We start from the raw sequence: 21,411 nt of genomic DNA on the forward strand, positions 1-21,411 counted from the left end.
TGACTTCTCGGTACGGGTGCTCATCACGCAAGCCCTTCCGCGAGCGGACCCAGGGCGAGGGCCGGGAAGTAGGTGAGGCCGGTGATGATCAGGATCGCGCCCACCAGCAGGCCGGTGAAGAGCGGCTTCTCGGTGCGCAGGGTGCCCGCCGTGGCCGGGACCGGCTTCTGCTCGGCGAGCGAGCCGGCCAGCGCCAGCACGAAGACCATGGGCAGGAAGCGGCCGAGCAGCATCGCGATTCCGGTCATGGTGTTGAACCAGTCGGTGTTCGCGTTCAGGCCGGCGAAGGCCGAGCCGTTGTTGTTGGCGGCCGAGGTGAAGGCGTACAGGACCTCGGAGAAGCCGTGCGCGCCGGAGTTGAGCATCGAGTTCGGCGGGGTCGGCAGGGCCATGGAGGCCGCCGTGAACACCAGCACCAGGGCGGGGGTGATGAGGATGTAGCAGGCGGCGAGCTTCATCTCGCGCCCGCCGATCTTCTTGCCCAGGTACTCGGGGGTGCGGCCGACCATCAGGCCGGCGATGAACACCGCGATGACGGCCATGATCAGGATGCCGTACAGGCCGGAGCCGGTGCCGCCGGGCGCGATCTCGCCCAGCATCATGCTCAGCATGGTGACGCCGCCGCCGAGTCCGGTGAAGGAGGAGTGGAAGGAGTCCACCGCACCGGTCGAGGTCAGCGTGGTCGCCACGGCGAAGATCGACGAGCCGCCGACGCCGAAGCGGACCTCCTTGCCCTCCATCGCGCCGCCCGCCGCCTGGAGCGCCGGGCCGTGGTGGGCGAACTCGGTCCACATCATCAGCGCGGTGAAGCCGAGCCAGATGGCGCCCATGGCGGCGAGGATCGCGTAGCCCTGCCGCACCGAGCCGACCAGCACGCCGAAGGTGCGGGTCAGCGAGAACGGGATCACCAGGATCAGGAAGATCTCGAACAGGTTGGTGAAGGGCGTCGGGTTCTCGAAGGGGTGGGCGCTGTTGGCGTTGAAGTAGCCGCCGCCGTTGGTGCCCAGCTCCTTGATGGCCTCCTGGGAGGCGACCGCGCCGCCGTTCCACTGCTGCGAGCCGCCCATGAACTGGCCGACCTCGTGGATGCCGGAGAAGTTCTGGAGGGCACCGCAGGCGACCAGCACGAGCGCGCCGACGACCGCGATCGGCACCAGGATCCGCACGGTGCCGCGCACCAGGTCGGACCAGAAGTTGCCCAGCTCACCCGTGCGGGAGCGGGCGAAGCCCCGCACCAGCGCCACGGCGACGGCCATGCCGACGGCGGCGGAGACGAAGTTCTGCACGGCCAGACCGGCGGTCTGCACGACGTGACCCATGGTCTGCTCGCCGTAGTACGACTGCCAGTTGGTGTTGGTCACGAAGGACACGGCCGTGTTGAACGACTGCGCCGGGTTGACCGAGGAGAAGCCCATCGAGCCGGGCAGGACGCCCTGGAGCCGCTGGAGCAGGTAGAGGAAGAGGACGCCGACCGCGGAGAAGGCCAGGATGCCCCGGAGATACGCGGTCCAGGTCATCTCGGTGTCGGGGTCGGCACCGATGCCCTTGTAGATCCACTTCTCCAGCCGCAGGTGCTTCCTGGAGGAGTAGACCCGGGCCATGTAGGTGCCGAGGGGGATGTAGACGAGCGCCAGAGCGCCTATCAGGGCGAGCAGCTGCAGCACGCCGGCCAGTACGGGACCCATGTCTGTTCTCAGAACCTCTCCGGGAAGATCAGGGCGAGGACGAGATAGCCCAGCAGGGCGACGGCCACGACGAGGCCGACGATGTTCTCGGCGGTCACAGCTTGGTCACCCCCTTGGCGACAAGAGCCACCAGCGCGAAACCCGCGAGCACGGTGACGACGAAGGCCAGATCGGCCATCGCGAACTCCTGGAGTGAGGTTCGGTTGAAACGGACGATTCGAGGAAAGCGTCTCCCTGGCCGGAATCGAGCGCCCGTTGACGGCTCTCTTACGGCGGCCCGTACGGCTTTGACGGGACCCTTACGGCCCTGGCCCGTACCGGGGAGCAGCCCCCCGTCGCTTTCGGTGACCCGGCTCACATCAGCCGGAAGCGCAGCCTGCAGATCACCGCGTCCGTCTCCCGGCGCACGGCGTGCGCCACCACCGCGCCCCGCTGGTTCTGCAGCAGCCGCTGCCACAGCCGCTCCGGCTCGGCCTCCGGGATCAGCACGGTCACCCGGGTGGCGGGCTCGGCCGCGGCGACCTCGCGGACGTAGGCGGCGATGGGGCGGCCCAGGGTGCGCCGCCCGCTGCTCAGCCGGACGAGTGACACCCCGGGGTCCCAGTCGGCCCAGGCGCGCTCCAGGGCGTGCAGCTGGGCCCGGTCCTCGGGGTCCGGGTAGCACACGGTCACCGCGCGGACCTCGTCGCCGAGGGAGGTGGCCGCCGTGAGCGCCTCCGAGGTGAGCCGGGACAGCGAGGACACCGGGACGATGACCAGCGAGCGCTCGCGGTGCGGGGCCGCCGGGATGCGGCCGAGCCCGAGCCGGTCCCCGATCCGGCCGTAGGCGTGGTGCACGGCCTCGAAGGCGGCCACGAGCAGCGGCAGGGCGATCACGATCAGCCAGGCGCCCTCGGTGAACTTGCTCGCCGTGACGACGACGGCGGCGACCCCGGTGAGGACCGCGCCGGACCCGTTGAGCAGCGCCTTGCCGCGCCACCCCCGGCTGTCCCGCTCCCGGCGTTCCAGGAGCCAGTGCCGGACCATGCCGACCTGGGCGATGGTGAAGCCGACGAAGACACCGATGGCGAACAGCGGCACCAGGGTGTTGGTGTCACCGCCGGAGAAGACCAGCAGCCCGGCCGAGACCAGCGCGAGGGCGAGCACACCGTGCCGGTGGACCTGGCGGTCGGCCTTCAGGGCGAAGACGTGCGGCGCGTAGTTGTCCCGGGCCAGCAGCTTCAGCAGTACCGGCAGGCCGCCGAAGGAGGTGTTCGCGGAGAGCGCCAGCAGGATCATCGTGGCGAACTGGATGACGTAGAACGCCCAGTTGTGGCCGAGGGCGGCGTCCGCGAGCTGGGCGAGGACGGTGACGCCCTCGACCGGCTGGAGGTGGAAGCGGCCGATCAGCACCGAGAGGCCGATCAGCATCAGGCCGAGGACGGCGCCCAGGGCGACCTCCGCCCGCTGGGCCCGCCGGGCCCGGGGCACCCGGAAGGACGGGACGGCGTTGGCGATGGCCTCCACCCCGGTGAGCGCGGCGCAGCCGGAGGCGAACGCCTTCAGCAGCAGCAGCGCCCCCACGGTGGAGGCGTTGTCGGAGAGCACCGAGGCGTGCCCGGCCGCCGCGGCCGTGCTCACCGGGTGGGAGCGGAACAGGCCGACCGCGATGAGCACGAAGACCGAGCCGACGAAGACGGCCGTCGGCACGATGAACGCCTTCGCCGACTCCACGATGCCGCGCAGGTTCACGCAGGTGATCAGCGCGAGCACCGCGAGGCACAGCCACAGCCGCTCGTCGTACAGGGCCGGGAAGGCGGAGGTCAGGGCCGCCACGCCCGCCGTGACGGCGACGGCGACGTTCAGGACGTAGTCCAGGACCAGGGAGGCGGCGGCGACCAGGCTGGTCCGCGCGCCCAGGTGCCGCTTGGCGACGGCGTAGGAGCCGCCGCCGTCCGGGAAGGCGGCGATCACCTGCCGGTAGGAGGCCACCAGCACCGCCAGCAGGGCCGCGATGGCCAGCGTGACGGGCATCGTGAAGCCGAGGCCGCGGGCACCGGCCGCGGCGAGGACGAGGACGATCGCCTCCGGCCCGTACGCCACCGACGCCATGGCGTCCAGCGAGAGCGCGGCGAGTCCGGTGACGGCGGTCAGCCGGTGGCGTTCACCGGTATCGGGCGGTTCCTCGCCGGCGGGGACGGCATCCGGCTCGGTGGTCAGGACGGACATCGGCGCGTGCTCCTTCGTTCTCCGGCCGCGCACCGGGGACCGAAGTGTGCGCGGGTGCACCCAGGTTCTGTCCGCGTGCCGCCGTCTTCGACGGTTCCTTGCGGCTTCTTCGCGCCGGACCGGCCGCCTTTGACGGGACCTTGACGGCCGGTGCCCGCCGGGGGGTGCCCCGGCTCAGGCGACCGGGCCCGAGGTGTCCAGGGCGGCCCCCGTCTGGCCGGCCAGGGTCACCGCGACCAGGCGGGCCTGCCGCGGCGGCACCGGGCCCGGTCCGGGGGTGAGCAGGAAGCGGCCGAGGTAGCGCCCGTTGCCGTAGGCGCGCAGCTCGATCTCGCCCGCGGGCCAGCCGGCGGTGTCCGGGTCCCAGGTGCGCCGGCCCACGGTGACGCCGCCGTCGCTCTCCAGGCGCGGCGGACGCCCCAGCAGGGTGCCGTACTCGAAGCGGCAGGCGCGCAGGCCGAGCAGACCGGTCAGCTCGGCGCGGACGTGGTCGACCACGATGTCGGCCGAGTTGGCCGTCCGGGCCAGGTCCGCCGTGCGGTGGAGCCGGGCGAGGTGGGCCGCGTCGGTGACGGTGACGACCTCCAGCCGGCGGGCGCGCGCCGCGAGTTGGGCGACGAGGACGGCGACGGCCAGCAGCAGCACCGCCGTCCCGATGTCGGCGGACCCGGTGATGTCGAAGGTCCGGTACGGGCGGGTGAGGAAGAAGTCGTACCAGGCCGCCGCCGAAAGGGCCGCGACCACGCCCGCCGTCCGGCTGCCGAGCGCGGCCACCGCGGCGACCGCCAGGACGAGGAGCAGCGCCGCGTCGGTGTGCGGGAGGGCCGTCCGGAACGGGACGAGCGCCAGCGCCACCAGGAACGGGCCGGCCAGGGCCGCCGCCAGGGCGAGCAGGTCCCGCGCCGGCCGGGTCCGGGGCGCGGCCCGGTCCGTGTCCCGCCGGTACGGCTTCCAGGTGCCGGTCATCGTGCTCATCACGCACCTCCTACGCGGTGCTCGGTCGGTTCGGTGTCCGCGGCCCGCGCGGCGAACGGCAGCGACACCACCATCGTCATGCCGCCGCCGGGGGTGTCCTCGGGGCTGAGGGTGCCGCTCATCGCCTCGGTCAGACCGCGCGCGAGGGCGAGTCCGAGTCCGAGTCCCGCGGTGTTGTCGGTGTCGCCGAGCCGCTGGAAGGGCTCGAAGAGCCGCTCCCGGCCGTCGGCGGGCAGCCCCGGCCCCCGGTCCACCACCCGCAGCTCCACCCGGCCCGCCAGGGCGCTGGCCGTGACCAGCACCTGCCTGCCGGGCGGGCTGTGCCGGGCGGCGTTCGAGACCAGGTTGGCGATCACCCGTTCCAGCAGCGGCGGATCGGCCAGCACCGCCGGTATGCCCTCCATGTCCGTCACCCGGACCCCGGGTTCGTCGGCCAGCGCCATCGGCAGCACCTCCTCCAGGGTGGTGGCCCGCAGGTTGAGGGTGAGGGCGCCCGCCTCAAGGCGGCTGAGGTCGAGGAGGTTCTCCACCAGGCGGCTGAGCTTGGCCATGGACTCGTCGGCGGTGGCGAGGAGTTCCTCGCGGTCCTCGGCGGAGAAGGCGACATCGCGGCTGCGCAGCGAGGTGACCGCGGCCCAGCCCGCGGCCAGCGGGGTGCGCAGATCGTGCCCGACGGCCCGCAGCAGCGCCGTGCGCAGCCGGTCGGCGGCCTTCACCGGCTCCACCTCGGCCGCCGCCTGGGCCAGCCGGGCGCGCTCCACGGCGGAGCCGACGTGGGCGGCGAACGCGGCCAGCACCCGGCGCTCGGAGGAGGACAGCGTGCGGCCCCGCAGCGCGAGATGGGCGCCGGGGCCGGCGGGCACGACCGTCACGCCCGCGGTGTCAGGGGGCTCGTCCACCAGGTCCGCCGACTCCATGCCGAAGGTCTCGCGGGTCCGCTCCAGCAGCGCCGGGATGGTCGCCTCGCCGCGCACGATGCTGCCGGCCAGGGACGACATGGTCTCCGCCTCGGCCGTGGCGCGGGCGGAGCGGCGCGAAAGCCGGAGCGACCGGTCCACGACGGCGGCCACGGTGGCCGCCACGAGCGCGAACACGGCCAGGGCCAGCAGGGTGTTCGGATCGTTCAGCGTGAAGGCCCCGATGGGCGGTATGAACCAGTAGTTGAGCAGCAGGGACGCCGTCACCGACGCGATCACCGCGGAGGCGACGCCGCCTATGCAGGCCACGCCCACCACGGCGAGCAGGAACAGCAGGGCCTCGCTGGTCAGGTTCAGCGTGCCGCGCAGCTGGGCGAGGACGACGGTGAGCAGGACCGGCAGCACGAGTCCGGCGACCGGGCCGGCGATCAGCCGGGCCGTGGAGAGCGTGCGGCGCCGCGAGGGCAGCAGGGTGCCCCGGCCGGCCCGCTCATGGGTGACCCGGTGCACATCGATGTCGCCGGACAGCTCGGTGACGGTCTCCCCCGTGCCGGGACCGGTCAGGAACCGCGCGAGCCGCCCCCGCCTGCTGGTGCCCAGCACCAGCTGGCTGGCGTTCTCGGCGCGCGCGAACTCCACCAGCGCGGTGGCCACGTCGTCGCCGACGACCGAGTGGTAGCTGCCGCCGAGGTCCTCCACGAGCCGGCGCTGCCGGGCCAGCGAGGCGTGCGAGACGCCGGCGGCGAGGCCGTCGCTGCGCGCCACGTGCACGGCCAGCAGGTCGCCGCCGGCGGACCGGTCGGCGATCCGGGCGGCCCGCCGTACCAGGGTGTCCCCCTCGGGGCCGCCGGTCAGGGCGACCACCACCCGCTCCCGGGTCTCCCACACCCGGCCGATGCCGTGCTGCGAGCGGTACTCCTGGAGCGCCTCCTCGACCCGGTCGGCCACCCAGAGCAGCGCCAGCTGGCGCAGCGCGGTGAGATTGCCGGCCCGGAAGTAGTTGGCCAGCGCGGCGTCGATCTTCTCGGGGGCGTAGATGTTGCCGTGCGCCATCCGCCGGCGCAGCCCCTCGGGCTCCATGTCCACCAGCTCGATCTGCCAGGCGCGGCGTACGACCTCGTCCGGCACGGTCTCGTGCTGGGGCACCCCGGTGATCTTCTCGACCACGTCGTTGAGGGACTCCAGGTGCTGGATGTTCAGCGCCGTGATGACGTCGATGCCGGCGTCGAGCAGGGTCTCGATGTCCTGCCAGCGCTTGGGGTTGCGGCCGTCGCCCGGGATGTTGCTGTGCGCGAACTCGTCGACGATCGCCACCTGTGGGCGGCGGGCCAGGACGGCGGCCAGGTCCATCTCCTCGAAGCGTGCGCCGCGGTAGGCGCAGGGCGCCCGCGGGACGGCCTCCAGGCCGTCGAGCATGGCCTGGGTCTTCGGGCGTCCGTGGCACTCGGCGAGCCCGATCACCACATCGGCCCCGCGCGCGGCACGGCGGCGCCCCTCGTCGAGCATCCGGTAGGTCTTCCCGACCCCCGGAGCCGCCCCGAGGTAGACCTTCAGTCGTCCGGGCCGTACGTCACTCATCGCCGCCGACGCGCTCCGCTCACTGATCCAACTCCCCTTCGCAGCAGGGGTTTCCCTTCTCAAGGAAGCCGCTTCACCCGGTGGTCGGGGCGGGTGTTAGCGGTTCCTTGGCGGCGGCCGGGAGGACTTTGACACCGCCTTGACGTGCCCTGGCCCGATAGGGTGGGACCAGGTGTGCCGGGAAGTCTGGTCGGCCGGAGGCCAGGGTGGCTTCCGTCAGCCCCAGGGGGACGGCATGCGCGGCGTCGGTACGGTTCTCGCTCTCGTGGTCCTCGCCACGGTGGTGGCCGCCTTCGCGCGCCGGTGGCGCATCCCGGCCCCCTCCCTGCTGGTGGTCGCGGGGCTCGCGGTGGCGCTGCTGCCTGGCACCCCGCAGATCGAGATCAGCCCGGAGATCATCGGGCTCGTCGTGCTGCCGCCCCTGCTCTACGCCAGCGCCGAGGACATGCCCTGGCGGGAACTGCGGGCGGTGTGGAAACCGGTCGGGGTCCTCGCCATCGGGCTGGTGCTCGCCTCCGCCGCGGCCGTCGGCGCCGTGGCGGCGCTGGTCACGCCCTTGTCCTGGCAGATGGCGTTCGTCCTCGGCGCGATCCTGGCCAGCACGGATCCGGTGGCGGTGACCGCGCTCGGCCGCAGGCTCGCCCTGCCGCCGCGGGTCCAGGTGCTGGTGCAGGCCGAGAGCCTGTTCAACGACGCGACCTCGCTGGTGCTGGTGCGGGTGGCCGCGGGCATCGCCGTGGCCTCGGCCGCCGCGGGCTGGGGGGCGGCCGGCGGCGAGTTCCTGCTGCTCGCGGGCGGCGGCACGGTGATCGGGGCGGCCGTCGCCGGGGTGATCGCACTGATCAGGCGGCGTACCGAGGAGCCGGTCCTGGAGACGGTGATCGCCCTGGTCACCCCGTACGCCGCCTATCTGCTGGCGGAGGTCGCGCACACCTCCGGTGTGACCGCGTGCGTGGTGGCGGGGGTGGTCCTCGGAGGCCGGGGCGACCGGCTCACCAACGCGCGGATACGACTCCAGCTGCACGCCGTGTACGGCACGGTCGTGTTCCTCCTGGAGAGCGTCGTCTTCAGCCTGATAGGGCTCGCGCTGCCCGCCCAGGTGCGGGCGCTGGCCCACGGCGACCGGGGCTGGCCGCTGTACGCCCTCGCCGTCGCCGGCACCCTCGTCGCCGTGCGCCTGCTGTGGGTGGCGCCCCTGTCGGCGCTGGTGCAGCGCAAGGGCGGCATCGGCCGGGTGAACTGGCGGGTGCCGATGGTGCTGACCTGGGCGGGCACGCGCGGGGTGATGCCGCTGGCCGCCGCGCTGTCCATCCCGGAGGCGGCGAGCGACGGCAGCGCGCTCGCCGGCCGGCCGCTGGTGCTGGTGCTGACCACCTCGGTGGTGGTCGTCACCCTGGTCGTGCAGGGCTTCACCCTCGCCCCGGTGGTCCGCGCCTCCGGGATCGCGCTGGAGCCCGCGCACACCGCGCGCGAGGAGGCCGGGGCCCGCGCCCGCCTCGCCCACACGGGGCTCGCCCGGCTGGAGGAGCTGGCGGAGCTGGAGGTCGTGCCGGAGGTCGTCCTGGACCGGCTGCGGCGCGGTCTGAGCGCGCGTCTCGACGACGCCCGCGATCGGCTCGCCGCCGGGGACGACGGCGGCGACGGCACGGGGCGGGAGTCCGCGGACCGGGTCTACCGGCAGCTGCGGCGCGATCTGATCACCGTCGAGACGGGTGAGCTGCAACGGCTGTACGACGCCCACGCCATAAGCGACACCACGCGGCGGCGGCTCCAGCGGGCGCTGGACCTGGAGGAGGCCCGCCTCTCCGACTGACCGTTCCACTGGGGTTGGGGGGCTACGGTGCGGTGCCGGGGGCGTGGGTGTGTCGGCTGGGGCGTGGGTGTCTCGGCTGGGGGCGTGGCTGTGTCAGCCGGGGGGGCGTGGGTGTGTCAGCCGGGGCGGGCGTGGGTGTGTCGGCTGCGGGTGCGTGGTGGCTTGTCGCGCAGTTCCCCGCGCCCCTGGGGGGGCGGCTGTGCGGGGGTGTTGTGGGTTGGCGGCGCGGGCGCGACGGCGCTGAGGGGCCCGCGCGGCCACCGCCCGTCGTCCGAGGCGCAGCCCCGGTCCCGGACCGGCCGTCTGCGAACCCCCTCGCCACCGCCGTGCGGGGCTGCCCTCGGACGGGACGACCACCGCTCTCCGTCGCGCGCCTCTTGCGCGGCACACCACGGATGGTCGCCCGTTCCCCCGTAGGGGATCAGTCTGCGACGGGATCCGGCCGTCCTCGGCTGCCCTTGACGGGTCCCTGACGGCTCCTCAGCCCTGTTTGACGGCGCCTTGACGGTCTCCGCGACCGGGCCGTACGGGTGCCGCAGATTCCTTGGTACTTCGCGATCGTCCCGGCGATGTTCGCGGGCTCCTACCCGGGCCTCGGGTCCCTCGACGTGATGGGCCCGCTGGTCGGCCGTACCGCTTGAAGCACGGGTGCGTGTCCGACTCCGCAGCGGGCGGGGGCACTTATACGATCACAGTCATGGACATAGTGGTTTGCCTCGCTCTCGCCCTGGCCGCGCTCGGCTGCGTCATGGTCGTCGAGAGCCGGTTCGCACGGGCCGACCGGCGCCTCGCCCGCGTCGAGCGCAAGCTCGACCTGATCATGGAGCACCTGGACCTGCGCGAGGAGCAGCCGCGGCTCGACGAGGTCGCCGCGCTCGCCCGCGAGGGCAAGCCGGTCCAGGCGATCAAGCTGTACCGGGAGACCACGGGCGCCGGTCTGCGGGAAGCCAAGGAAGCCGTCGACCGCCTCGGCTAGCCGGACAGGCGCTCTCCATGTCCACGCCCGGGGAAACGCCCTAGTCTTCCCAGCGTGACCACCGAGTTGACCTTGCTGCCCCGCGTCGCCTGCCGCGGCCGGGAGATCACCGCGCCCCGGCTGCGCGGGCTGCTGGCGCTGCTCGCGGAGGATCTGCGCACCGGCTGCAGCACGGGCCGGCTCGTGGAGGGCCTGTGGGACGAGGACCTGCCCGAGCGGCCGGGCAAGGCGGTGCAGATCCTCGTGTCGCGCCTGCGGTCGCAGCTGGGCGCCGAGCTGATCGTGAGCACACCGGCCGGCTACCGGCTGGCGCTGGACGAGACACAGGTCGACAGCTCCGCGCTGCTGCTGCGCGAGACGGCGAGCGCCGAGCGGGCGCGGGCCGGTGACCACGCGGCGGCGCTGGCCGAGGCCGAGGCCGGACTCGCCCTGTGGGACGGCGCCGTGGGCGCGGCGGCCGGCGAGGACGCGCGCGACCCGGTGGTGGCGCTGCGGACCGGCCGGGTCCGGGCGCACCACGCGCTGACCCGGTCCCGGGCGCTCGCGCTCGCCCGGCTCGGCCGGCGCGAGGAGGCCGCCGCCCCCCTCGCCGAACTCGCCGGTGACCTGCCGCGCGACGAGGAGTTGCTGGCCGAGCTGCTGCGCTGCGAGGCCGCCACCGCCGGCCGGGCCGCGGCCCTGGCCCGGTACGACGCCTACCGCCGCCGGCTCCGTGACGGCCTCGGCACCGACCCCGGCCGCGAACTCAAGTCCGTTCACCAGGAGTTGCTCGGCGCGGACGCGGCCCCCGTCAGACACGGCGTCCCGCACGAGCCGAACCCGCTGCTGGGCCGGGACGGCGATCTCGCCGCCGTGGCCGGGCTGTTGCGCGCCTCCCGGGTGGTGACCGTGGCCGGTCCCGGCGGTCTCGGCAAGACCCGCCTCTCCCACGCGGTGAGCCGCGCGGCCGAGCAGCCCGTGGTGCACTTCGTCACCCTGACCGGAGTCACCGCCGACGCCGACGTCGCCGGCGAGGTGGCCTCGGCGGTCGGCGCCGGCGAGGGCCGCCAGTTCCCCGGCGGCACGGACCTGGCCGGCACCATCGTCGCCGCGCTGGGCACCGGACCCGCCCTGCTGGTGCTGGACAACTGCGAGCACGTCGTCGCCGGCGCGGCGGCCCTCGTCCAGGAGCTGGTCTCACGCTCCGGTCAGCTGCGCGTCCTGGCCACCAGCCGGGCCCCGCTGGGGCTGAGCTCGGAGTCCGTGTACGGCCTTCCGGAGCTGTCCCAGGCGACCTCGGTGGAACTCTTCGTCCAGCGGGCGCGCGCCGCCCGGCCCGGTGTGGAGCTGCCCGAGGACGCGGTGGCCGAGATCTGCCGGCACCTGGACGGACTGCCGCTCGCCGTGGAACTGGCCGCCGCCCGGGTCCGGGTGCTCTCCGTGGCCGACATCTCCCGCCGGCTGCGGGACCGGTTCGCCCTGCTGCGCGGCGGTGCCCGCGACGCGCCCGAGCGGCATCGCACCCTGCGGGCCGTGGTCGACTGGAGCTGGAACCTGCTGGAACCCGACGGCCGGGCCGCCCTGCGCGCCCTGTCCGTGTTCCCCGGGGGATTCACCGAGGAGGCCGCGGAGTACGTGCTCGGCGACACCGGGGACACGCTGGAGCTGCTGGAGCAGCTGGCGGGCCAGTCGCTGATCCGGGTCGGCGACAACCCCTCCGGGGCGCGCTTCCACATGCTGGAGACGCTGCGGGAGTTCGGCGCGGCGAAACGGGCCGAGGCCGGCGAACAGGAGGCGGTCGCCGACCGGTTCCTCGCCTGGGCCCGGGACTTCGGCCGCGCCCACCACGACGTGCTGTTCGGCGGCGACCCGGTACCCGCCTGGCTGCGCATCCGGGCCGAGCAGGACAACCTCGTCCGGGCGCTGCGGCTCGCCCTGGCCCGCTCCGACGGGCCGAGCACGGCCGCCGTCACCGCCGTACTGGCCTCCCTGTGGGCCATCGACTCCCACTACACCCGGCTCGTCTCGCTGATCGCCGAGACCGGCGGGCCGCTGTCCCGGTTCCGGCCCTCCCCCGACAGCCCCGAGGACGTGGAGGCGGTGCGCAGCGCGGCGGCGGTGTGCGCGACGAGCCTGTTCATGGGCCGCGGCCCGCACGCCGTACGGCAGTTGGTGACCCTGCGCCGGCTGCCGGCCGCACCGCCGGACACCCTGCTGCGGGCGCTGTCGATCGTGCTGTGCGCCGTCCCGGACATGCGTCCGCCGCGCTTCGAACGGCTCCAGGAGCTGTGCGAGTCGCGGGAGCCGCTGCTCGCGGGCATCGCGGCCTGCGTGGCGAGCTATGTGTGGGACGCCCAGCACGAGACCGAGCGCGCGCTGGAGTACGCCCGCTCGATGCTCGACGCGCTGACCCCGCTCGGCAATCCGGCCGCCCTGCTGCTCTGCCACGGGCGGATCAGCGAGCTGTGCCTGCAGACCGAGCGGGGCTCGGAGGCGTACGACCACCTGCGGGCCGCGCTCGACGCGCTCGGCGAGTTCAGCCGGTTCGGCGACTGGTCGGACTCGGTCGGGGTGCACTGGGCGCTGGTGCTCGCCTGCCTGCAGCGTGGGGACGTCGACGAGGCGGAGTACTGGCTCGGGCTCGCGGAGCTGGACCAGCCGCCGGAGTCCGCCCTGATCTTCTCCCCCGACCTGCCGGCCCGGGCGGAGATCGCGCTGGCCCGGGGGCTGACCGAGGTGGGGCTCGGGCTGTGGCGCCGGGCGGTGGCCAGGACCCGGGAGGACAGCAGGGTCTTTCCCGACGACCCGTTCCTGGTGCCGTGGTCGCTGGAGGTGCGGTCGGCCGCGCTGGCGGCGCACGCGCAGGCCGGCCGGCTCGAACCGGTGGCGGGCCTCGCCGGGGAGCTGCGGGAGCGGCTGCTCGGGATGGTCTCGGGCACCGCCGACCGGGCCCCGGTGGAACTGCCGGTGTTCGGCACGGTCCTGCTGGCGCTCGGCTTCGCCGCACTGGCCGGGGGCGACACGGGGGCGGTACGGCTGGTGGCGCTCGCCGAACGGATGCCGGTGGTACGGGAGTTCCCCGCCCTGTCCTGGAGCCGGTCCCGGGAGGCGGCCGAGAACGCCGACAGGGCGGCGTACACCGACGCGAGGTCGGAGTACGCCGCCCTGGGGCGGGAGGAGCTGCGGGCCGCGGCGCTGCGGGAGCTGACCGGCGGAGATCCGGCCGGCGGCTGAACCGGACTGCGGGTGGAGCGGACTGCGGCTGAACCGGACTGCGGGTGGAGCGGGCTGCGGGTGCACGGGCCTGCGGGTGGGCCCGCCCGGCCTCACCGCCGCGGCTCGCGGTTGAACCGCGCCCTGGACCACAGGTAGCCCAGCAGGGTCAGGCCCAGGCACCAGGCGACGGCGAGCACCGCGTTCCTGGTGCCGATCGCGTCGCCCAGCAGCAGACCGCGCAGGGTCTCGATGGCCGGCGTGAAGGGCTGGTACTCGGCGAACCAGCGGAACCAGCCCGGCATGGCGTCCACCGGCACGAACGCGCTGGACAGGAACGGGAGCATCACCAGCGGCATCCCGATGTTGCTGGCGCCCTCGGCGTTGGGGCTCACCAGACCGATGCCGACCGCGAGCCAGGTCAGCGCGAGGGTGACCAGAGCCATCAGCCCGGCCGCCGCGATCCACTCCACCGGCGACGCGTCGGGCCGGAAGCCGATGGCCAGTCCGATGCCGAGGACGAGCACCAGGGCCATCATCGTCTGGATCACGCTGCCGATCACATGGCCGATCAGCACGGAGGCGCGGGAGATCGCCATGGTGCGGAACCGGTCCATGATGCCCTCGGTCATGTCGGTGGCCACGGACACCGCGGTGCCGAGCGAGGTCATGGCCACGGTCAGGAAGAGGATGCCGGGGACGAGGTAGGCGACGTACTCGGCGCGGTCCGCGTGGCCGCCGGTGAGGCCGGCGCTCATCACGTTGCCGAAGACGTACACGAAGAGCAGCAGCAGGATGACCGGCGTGAGCAGCAGGTTCAAGGTGAGGGAGGGGTAGCGGCGGGCGTGCAGCAGGTTGCGCCGCAGCATGGTGAGGTTGTCGCGGAGGGTGTGGGCGGCGGCGCTCATCGGACGGTCTCCTTGTCGGTGTTCTCGTCGGCGTTCTCGTCGGCGTGCTTGGCGTTCCGGTTCGCGGACCGGGCCGGACCGGAGTCGCCGCCGGTCAGGGCGAAGAACACGTCGTCCAGGTCCGGGGTGTGCACGGACAGCTCGTCGGCCTCGATGCCGACCGAGTCCAGCCAGTCCAGTACGGCGCGCAGCTCGCGCTGGCTGCCGTCGCTGGGGATCTGCAGGGTGAGCGCCTCGTCGTCGCGCGTGGCCTCGCGGAGCGCGGTCGCCGCCCGCTCGTACACCACCGGGTCGGAGAACCGCAGCCGTACATGGCCGCCGGGGACCAGCCGCTTCAGCTCCTCGGCGCTGCCCTGGGCGACGATCCTGCCGCCGTCGAGCACCGCGATGCGGTCGGCGAGCTGGTCGGCCTCCTCCAGGTACTGGGTGGTGAGGAAGACCGTGGTGCCGCCGGCGACCAGCTCGCGGATGATCTGCCACATGGTGTGCCGGGAGCGCGGGTCGAGTCCGGTGGTCGGCTCGTCCAGGAAGATGATCCGCGGGCTGCCGACCAGGGTCATGGCGATGTCGAGGCGGCGCTTCATACCGCCGGAGTAGGTGGAGGCGGGCTTCTTCGCGGCCTCCACCAGGTCGAAGCGCTCCAGCAGTGCGGCGGTGACCCGGCGCCCCTCGCGCTTGGACAGGTGGTGCAGGTCCGCCATGAGGAGCATGTTCTCCTCGCCGGTGATCAGGCCGTCCACGGCGGAGAACTGCCCGGTGACCCCGATGGCCGCCCGGACGGCCTGGGCCTCGGCGGCGAGGTCGTGCCCGGCGACCCGCGCCCGGCCGGCGTCGGCGGAGATCAGCGTGGACAGGATGCTGACCGCCGTGGTCTTGCCGGCGCCGTTCGGCCCGAGGAGGGAGAAGACCGTGCCGGCGGGCACCTGGATGTCGATGCCGTCGAGGACCGTCTTGTCCCCGTAGGCCTTGCGCAGCCCGGTGGCCGCGATCGCGGGTTCGTGCGTTGTCGTCGTCATGGCCCAGAGCGTGCGCCCGGACCGGTTCAGCGCGGCTTCAGCCCGGTTTCAGCGGGCCGGGCGGAGTTTCAGGATGGCGGAAGGCGCAGGTCAGGACGGTTGCCACAGTGGCCGGGGGAAGATCCGGAGCGAGAAGATCTAGGCTTCTGCTGTAGGAGATTCGTTCGTCTGTGGGGTCCGTGGCGTCGTGAGGGAAGTCCGTTGAACTTCTGGTCGATCTATCAGCATGGCTTCGCGCGCGTCGCCGCGTGCACGGGCCACACCGTCATCGCCGACCCGCCCGCCAACGCCGAGGCGGTCCTGCGCCAGGCCCGCCGGTGCGCGGACGAGGGGGTCGCCGTCGCCGTCTTCCCCGAACTGGGCCTCACCGGCTACTCCATCGAGGACCTGCTGCTCCAGGACGCGCTGCTCGACCAGGTCGAGGCGGCGCTGCGGACGGTCGTCGCCGGGTCGGCCGAGCTGCTGCCGGTGCTGGTCGTCGGCGCCCCGCTGCGCCACCGGCACCGGATCTACAACTGCGCGGTGCTGATCCACCGGGGCCGCGTCCTCGGCGTCGTACCGAAGTCGTACCCGCCGAACTACCGGGAGTTCTACGAGCGCCGGCAGATCGCCGACGGCCACGACGAGCGGGGCGGCACCATCCGTGTCGCGGGCGCCGAGGTGCCGTTCGGGGTGGACCTGCTGTTCGCGGCCGAGGACGTGCCCGGCCTCGTGCTCCACACGGAGATCTGCGAGGACATGTGGGTGCCGGTACCGCCGAGCGCGGAGGCCGCACTCGCCGGGGCGACCGTGCTGGTCAACCTCTCGGGCAGCCCCATCACGGTCGGCCGGGCCGAGGACCGCAGGCTGCTGTGCCGCTCGGCGTCCGCGCGCTGCCTCGCCGCGTACGTCTACGCCGCGGCCGGCCTCGGCGAGTCGACCACGGACCTGTCCTGGGACGGGCAGACCATGATCTACGAGAACGGGACGCTGCTGGCCGAGACCGAGCGCTTCCCGCTCGGCGACCGGTACGCGGTGGCCGACGTGGACCTGGACCTGCTCCGTCAGGAGCGGCACCGGATGGGCACCTTCGACGACAACCGGCGCTCCCACGGGCAGCGCACCGGCGCCTTCCGGACGGTCTCGTTCGAGCTGGACCCGCCGCTCACCGACCTCGGGCTGCGCCGGCACGTGGAGCGGTTCCCGTTCGTGCCCGCCGACCCGGAACGCCTCGCCCTCGACTGCTACGAGGCGTACAACATCCAGGTCGCCGGGCTCCAGCAGCGGCTGGCGGCGATCGGCGGGCCCAAGGTCGTCATCGGGGTGTCCGGCGGACTCGACTCCACGCACGCGCTGATCGTCGCCGCGCGCGCCATGGACCGCGCGGGCCGGCCGCGGAGCGACATCCTCGCCTTCACCCTGCCCGGCTTCGCCACCAGCGACCACACCAAGGACAACGCGCACAGGCTGATGCGCTCGCTCGGCGTCACCGCCGCCGAGCTGGACATCACGCCGACCGCCCGGCTGATGCTGAAGGAGATCGACCACCCGTTCGCCGCCGGCGAGCCGGTCTACGACATCACCTTCGAGAACGTGCAGGCCGGTCTGCGCACCGACTACCTGTTCCGGCTGGCCAACCAGCGCGGCGGCATCGTCCTCGGCACCGGCGACCTCTCCGAGCTGGCGCTCGGCTGGTCCACCTACGGCGTCGGCGACCAGATGAGCCACTACAACGTCAACTCCGGGGTGCCGAAGACCCTGATCCAGCATCTGATCCGCTGGGTCATCAGCAGCGGCCAGTTCGACGACGAGACCGGCGGGATCCTGGCCGCGATCCTGGACACCGAGATCAGCCCCGAGCTGGTACCGGGCGAGGAGATGCAGTCCACCGAGTCGAAGATCGGCCCGTACGCGCTGCACGACTTCACCCTCTTCCAGGTGCTGCGGCACGGCCTGCGGCCCTCGAAGATCGCCTTCCTGGCCTGGCACGCCTGGCACGACGCGGCGGCCGGCGCCTGGCCGCCCGGCTTCCCCGAGGCCAAGCGGGTGGCGTACGACCTGACCGAGATCCGGCACTGGCTCGAGGTGTTCTGCCGCCGCTTCTTCGCGTTCTCGCAGTTCAAGCGCTCGGCCATGCCCAACGGGCCGAAGGTGTCGGCCGGCGGCTCGCTCTCCCCGCGCGGCGACTGGCGGGCCCCGTCCGACGGCAACGCCGAGGCGTGGCTGCGGGACCTGAACCGCTTCGACCTGACGGAGCACACCGGGCGGTGACGGCTCCGGGCCGGCCGGCCCGCCCGCCGGGCGCTCAGGTGTTCCAGGTCTCGTCGTACGGGTCGTGCGGCACCGGGACCGGCCGCGCGGAGGCGGCCTTCAGATACGGGACGGGGCCGTTGTTGACCGGGTCGCGGGCCAGCCGGGGGGTGTAGGTGCCCGTCACCTCCAGCCAGGCGTCCGGGCGGAGGACCGGAGGCAGCTCGCCGGTGAGCGCGATCTTCACCGGCTGGGCGTCCGCGGCGCAGCAGTTGAGGGCCATCCGGACCAGATAGGGCCGGCCCGCGTGGTCCAGCGCCAGGAAGCCGGTGACCCGGACCCGGCGGCCGTGCAGGGAGCGGCCGTGGCCGTAGGCCGCGCGGGAGGCGTAGTCGACGACGGACAGCGGGACCGGGTCGCCGGCGGGCAACGGGGCGTAGGCGTACGGCTTCTGCAGGGCCGTACCGGTGCGCAGCGCGCTGTACGAGCCGAGGGCCGGCGGCGCGATCAGGATGAGGGCGAGCAGCGGGAGCAGCAGCAGCCAGGCCGTACGGGGCTCGGGGTGGGCGTGCGGCTCTCGGCCCCGCGGTCCGGGCCCGGCCTCGGGGCGGGAGCGGGGACGCGGCTGCGGGTCCCGCCGGCCGCCGCGGCGCTCGTACCAGGCCGTCGCCAGGGCCGCCGCGATCAGGACCGCGCCCGAGGCCAGCAGCAGCGGGCGCAGGTCCGCCTTGACGTAGCGCAGCGCCAGATCGGTGGCGCCCGCGTGCAGCAGGGCCGCGCCGAGCAGGAACAGCACGGCCGCCTGGGCCTGGCGGTTCACAGGAGCACCGCCCCGGTCAGCACGGCGCCCGTGATCGCCAGCGCGAAGGTGGCCGGCGCGAACCGGAGCGCGAAGCCGCGGCCGAAGGTGCCGGCCTGCATCGCGAACAGCTTGAGGTCGATCATCGGGCCCACCACCAGGAACACGAGCTTCGCCGTCGGGGAGAACTGGGTGAGGGAGGCCGCGACGAACGCGTCCGCCTCCGAGCAGATGGAGAGGACGACGGCGAGCACGGCGAGGGCCAGCACCGAGACCAGGGGGACACCGGCCGCCGCGCTCAGCCAGTCCGCCGGGACCGCCGCCTTCAGGGTGGCCGCGGCCGTCGCGCCGAGCACCAGGAAGCCGCCCGCGTGCATGATGTCGTGCCGGACCGACCCCCAGAACGCCTCCCCCTTGGTGGCGCCCTCGTGCGCGCCCCGGGCCGGCGGGCGCAGCCAGTCCGTACGGCCCAGCCGCTGCCACAGCCAGCCCATCGCACAGGCCACCAGCAGGCTCGCCAGGAACCGGCCCAGGACCATCTCCGGGTGCCCGGGGAAGGCGACGGCGGTGGCGGTCAGCACCACCGGGTTGATCGCGGGCGCCGAGAGCAGGAACGCGAGGGCGGCGGCCGGGGTCACACCCCGGCGGACCAGGGCGCCCGCCACCGGCACCGACGCGCACTCGCAGCCCGGCAGCACCGCGCCCGCCAGCCCCGCCACCGGCACGGCGAGTGCGGGCCGCCGCGGCAGGGCGCGCGCGAAGAAGGACGCCGGGACGAACACCGCGATCGCCGCCGACAGCAGCACGCCCAGCACCAGGAAGGGCAGCGCCTGCACGGTCACCGCCACGAACACCGTCATCCAGCTCTGCATCGCCGGGGAGCCGAGGGCCCCGCGGATCGGGGACTGCGCCAGCACCGCCAGCAGCAGGGTCAGCACCAGCACGAGCGGGGAACTGAGCCGTCGGCCCGCGCGGTCGGGCGGCGGCCCGGCACGGTGCGCGTCCGTGCCCGGCGGGGCGTCTTCGGTGATGGCCACGGGCGGTTACCTCCGGCTGCTGCGCTCGCTCCCCTTCCGTACGCGGGCCCCGGCGCGAACGTTCACTCACTTGCTGGAACCGCACATCTCCTTGGGGCACTCTTTTCCCTTGTGGCGAGCGTTCCGTACCAAGGGTGGCCCCAGGGCCCGCCGGCGCACATGGTGGTGTGCGGTGACGACGGGCTCGCGCACCGGCTGGCCGCCGAGTTGCGCGGGGTCTACGGCGAGCAGGTCACCCTTGTCGTGCCGCCGAACGGCCGCACCGCCCGGCCCCCGGTGGTCGGCCGGGCCCGGGCCGCCTCCGCTGCGCTGTTCGACCGCGTGGTCAACGCCGCGGTGGGCTCCGTCGGCCGGACCGGCGGAACCGGCGGGACGGGCGGGACCGGCGGGAACGGCCAGCCGCCCGGCACCGCGCCCGGCGGACGCCCGGACGGCGAAGGGGTGCTGGAGGCGGCCGAGCTGACCGAGGCGGTGCTCGCCGAGGCCGGGGTGGCCCGGGCCACCGCGCTGGCCCTCGTGTACGACGACGACGAGACCAACATCCGGGCCGCGCTGACCGCCCGCCGGCTCAATCCCCGGCTGCGGCTCGTCCTGCGGCTCTACAACCGGCGGTTGGGCCAGCACATCGAGGAACTCCTCGACCAGGCGGCCGCGTTGGCCGCCGGGGACGAACCGGGCGGCACCGGCGCAACGGACGGGGCGGGCGGAACGGCGAGTGCGGGCAGCGGTGTCGAGGCCTCCACGACCGTCCTGTCCGACGCCGACACCGCCGCCCCCGCGCTGGCCGCCACCGCCGTGGCCGGCACCGGCAAGGTCGTCCAGACCGAGGGCCTGCTGCTGCGGGCCGTCGAACGGCCGCTCACCGCCGACGGACCCGGCACCGATGCCGGGCGCTTCACCCTCGCCCTGCTGTCCGGCGGCGACCCGGCCGGCGCCGACGGCCCGGACGGACCGGGCGTCGCCGGGGAACAGCCCCGGCTGCTCCCCGACGACGAGGAGGTGCGGCGGGCCGCCGGGCGCCAGGCGGTGGTGCTGGAGCACGTCTCCACCCCGACCGGCACGGAGTCCGCCGCACCCAGCCGCCGGATGACCGGCGTCATGCCGCTGGCCTCGCTCTTCTCCCGGCGGCTGCGCTGGTCCCTGGCCGGTCTGGTCGGATGCGTGGCCGGCCTCGCCGTCGCCCTGTGGCTGGTGACCGGCATCCATCCGCTGCGCGCCTGCTACATCACCCTCCTCGACCTGTTCGCGATCGACGACCCGGCCCTCAAGGAGCCCCTCGGCCGCCAGCTCCTCCAACTCCTCTCCGCGCTCGTCGGGTTGCTGCTGCTGCCGGTGCTGCTGGCCACCGGCCTCGAAGCGCTCGGCACCTTCCGCACCGCCTCCGGTCTGCGCAAGCCGCCGCGCGGCCTGAGCGGGCACGTGGTGCTGCTCGGGCTCGGCAAGATCGGCACCCGGGTGCTGACCCGGCTGCGGGAGCTGAACATCCCCGTGGTGTGCGTGGAAGCCGACCCGGAGGCACGGGGGCTCGCCACCGCCCGCCGGCTGCGGGTGCCGGTGGTGCTCGGCGACGTCACCCAGGAAGGCGTCCTGGAGGCCGCCCAGATCCAGCGGGCCGAGGCGCTGCTCGCGGTGACCAGCGCGGACACCACCAACCTGGAGGCGGTGCTGTACGCCAGGACCGTACGGCCCGATCTGCGCGTGGTGCTGCGGCTGTACGACGACGACTTCGCCACCGCCGTGTACCGCACCCTCCGGATCGCGTACCCGCACGCCCTGACGCGCAGCCGCAGCGTCACGCATCTGGCCGCCCCCGCGTTCGCCGGGGCGATGCTCGGGCGGCAGGTGCTGGGCGCCATCGCGGTCGAGCGGCGGGTCCTGCTGTTCGCCGCCGTCGACGTGGACGGCCACCCCCAGCTGGAGGGCCGCACCGTACGGGAGGCGTTCCGGGCCGGCTCCTGGCGGGTGCTGGCGCTGGAGGGCCGCACCGACACCTCGCCCGAGCACGTCCTGGAGAAGGGCGACCGGGTGGTGGTCGCCGCGACCCGCAGGGGGCTGGCGGAGCTGCGGTGAGCCCTCCG

At 74.0% G+C, this 21,411-nt stretch carries 14 protein-coding genes; 5 read left to right on the forward strand and 9 right to left on the reverse strand.

All coding sequences use genetic code 11. The annotated features are described in order from the left end of the window. Window positions 1-23: 23 nt before the first annotated feature. The 5 genes from kdpA to ACF073_RS21325 form a co-directional block, all read right to left on the reverse strand. Window positions 24-1,685, reverse strand: a complete 1,662-nt coding sequence (kdpA, locus tag ACF073_RS21305) for a potassium-transporting ATPase subunit KdpA (protein ID WP_392072161.1) — start codon at window positions 1,683-1,685, stop codon at window positions 24-26. A gap of 8 nt (window positions 1,686-1,693) precedes the next feature. Continuing rightward, window positions 1,694-1,783, reverse strand: a complete 90-nt coding sequence (gene kdpF / locus ACF073_RS21310; RefSeq protein ID WP_016434100.1) for a K(+)-transporting ATPase subunit F — start codon at window positions 1,781-1,783, stop codon at window positions 1,694-1,696. Between the two features lie 256 nt (window positions 1,784-2,039). Next, entirely contained in the window at window positions 2,040-3,893 is a 1,854-nt protein-coding gene (locus tag ACF073_RS21315) for an APC family permease (protein WP_392072163.1), read from the reverse strand. 174 nt (window positions 3,894-4,067) lie between these two features. After that, window positions 4,068-4,868, reverse strand: coding sequence for a DUF4118 domain-containing protein (locus ACF073_RS21320; RefSeq protein WP_392072165.1), 801 nt, complete (start codon window positions 4,866-4,868; stop codon window positions 4,068-4,070). Continuing rightward, window positions 4,868-7,363: an ATP-binding protein gene (locus ACF073_RS21325; protein WP_392072167.1), complete on the reverse strand. Its 2,496-nt coding sequence runs from the start codon at window positions 7,361-7,363 to the stop codon at window positions 4,868-4,870. The genes ACF073_RS21320 and ACF073_RS21325 overlap by 1 nt, the downstream gene beginning before the upstream one ends. Window positions 7,364-7,598: 235 nt before the next feature. Between ACF073_RS21325 and ACF073_RS21330 the strand changes: the two genes are divergently transcribed. From ACF073_RS21330 to ACF073_RS21340, 3 genes are all read left to right on the forward strand, one after another. Further along, window positions 7,599-9,176 carry a Na+/H+ antiporter gene (locus ACF073_RS21330; protein WP_392072169.1) on the forward strand — a complete coding sequence of 526 codons (1,578 nt, stop codon included), beginning with the start codon at window positions 7,599-7,601 and terminating at the stop codon, window positions 9,174-9,176. Window positions 9,177-9,873: 697 nt separating this feature from the next. Next, window positions 9,874-10,152 carry a hypothetical protein gene (locus ACF073_RS21335; protein WP_392072171.1) on the forward strand — a complete coding sequence of 93 codons (279 nt, stop codon included), beginning with the start codon at window positions 9,874-9,876 and terminating at the stop codon, window positions 10,150-10,152. 54 nt (window positions 10,153-10,206) lie between these two features. Continuing rightward, on the forward strand, window positions 10,207-13,365 hold the full coding sequence (locus tag ACF073_RS21340) for an ATP-binding protein (protein WP_392072173.1): 3,159 nt from the start codon (window positions 10,207-10,209) through the stop codon (window positions 13,363-13,365). A 92-nt stretch (window positions 13,366-13,457) separates the two neighbouring features. Here ACF073_RS21340 and ACF073_RS21345 read toward each other — a convergent pair whose 3' ends face one another. Further along, window positions 13,458-14,252: an ABC transporter permease gene (locus tag ACF073_RS21345; RefSeq protein ID WP_392072175.1), complete on the reverse strand. Its 795-nt coding sequence runs from the start codon at window positions 14,250-14,252 to the stop codon at window positions 13,458-13,460. Further along, window positions 14,249-15,268 (reverse strand): ATP-binding cassette domain-containing protein, encoded by a 1,020-nt coding sequence (locus ACF073_RS21350; RefSeq protein ID WP_392072177.1) that lies wholly within the window; start codon window positions 15,266-15,268, stop codon window positions 14,249-14,251. The genes ACF073_RS21345 and ACF073_RS21350 overlap by 4 nt, the downstream gene beginning before the upstream one ends. A gap of 201 nt (window positions 15,269-15,469) precedes the next feature. On the opposite strand from ACF073_RS21350, the gene ACF073_RS21355 reads away from it, so the two are divergent. Next, window positions 15,470-17,518 carry an NAD(+) synthase gene (locus tag ACF073_RS21355; protein WP_392072179.1) on the forward strand — a complete coding sequence of 683 codons (2,049 nt, stop codon included), beginning with the start codon at window positions 15,470-15,472 and terminating at the stop codon, window positions 17,516-17,518. Window positions 17,519-17,552: 34 nt separating this feature from the next. Here ACF073_RS21355 and ACF073_RS21360 read toward each other — a convergent pair whose 3' ends face one another. Then, on the reverse strand, window positions 17,553-18,317 hold the full coding sequence (locus ACF073_RS21360; RefSeq protein WP_392072181.1) for a TIGR03943 family putative permease subunit: 765 nt from the start codon (window positions 18,315-18,317) through the stop codon (window positions 17,553-17,555). Further along, window positions 18,314-19,333: a permease gene (locus ACF073_RS21365; RefSeq protein WP_392072183.1), complete on the reverse strand. Its 1,020-nt coding sequence runs from the start codon at window positions 19,331-19,333 to the stop codon at window positions 18,314-18,316. Before ACF073_RS21365 ends, ACF073_RS21360 begins: the two co-directional genes overlap by 4 nt. A 159-nt stretch (window positions 19,334-19,492) precedes the next feature. On the opposite strand from ACF073_RS21365, the gene ACF073_RS21370 reads away from it, so the two are divergent. Continuing rightward, window positions 19,493-21,403 (forward strand): NAD-binding protein, encoded by a 1,911-nt coding sequence (locus tag ACF073_RS21370; protein ID WP_392072470.1) that lies wholly within the window; start codon window positions 19,493-19,495, stop codon window positions 21,401-21,403. Window positions 21,404-21,411: the final 8 nt, after the last annotated feature.

The sequence above is a fragment of the Streptomyces sp. NPDC015171 genome, from assembly GCF_043079545.1.
GTDB lineage: Bacteria > Actinomycetota > Actinomycetes > Streptomycetales > Streptomycetaceae > Streptomyces.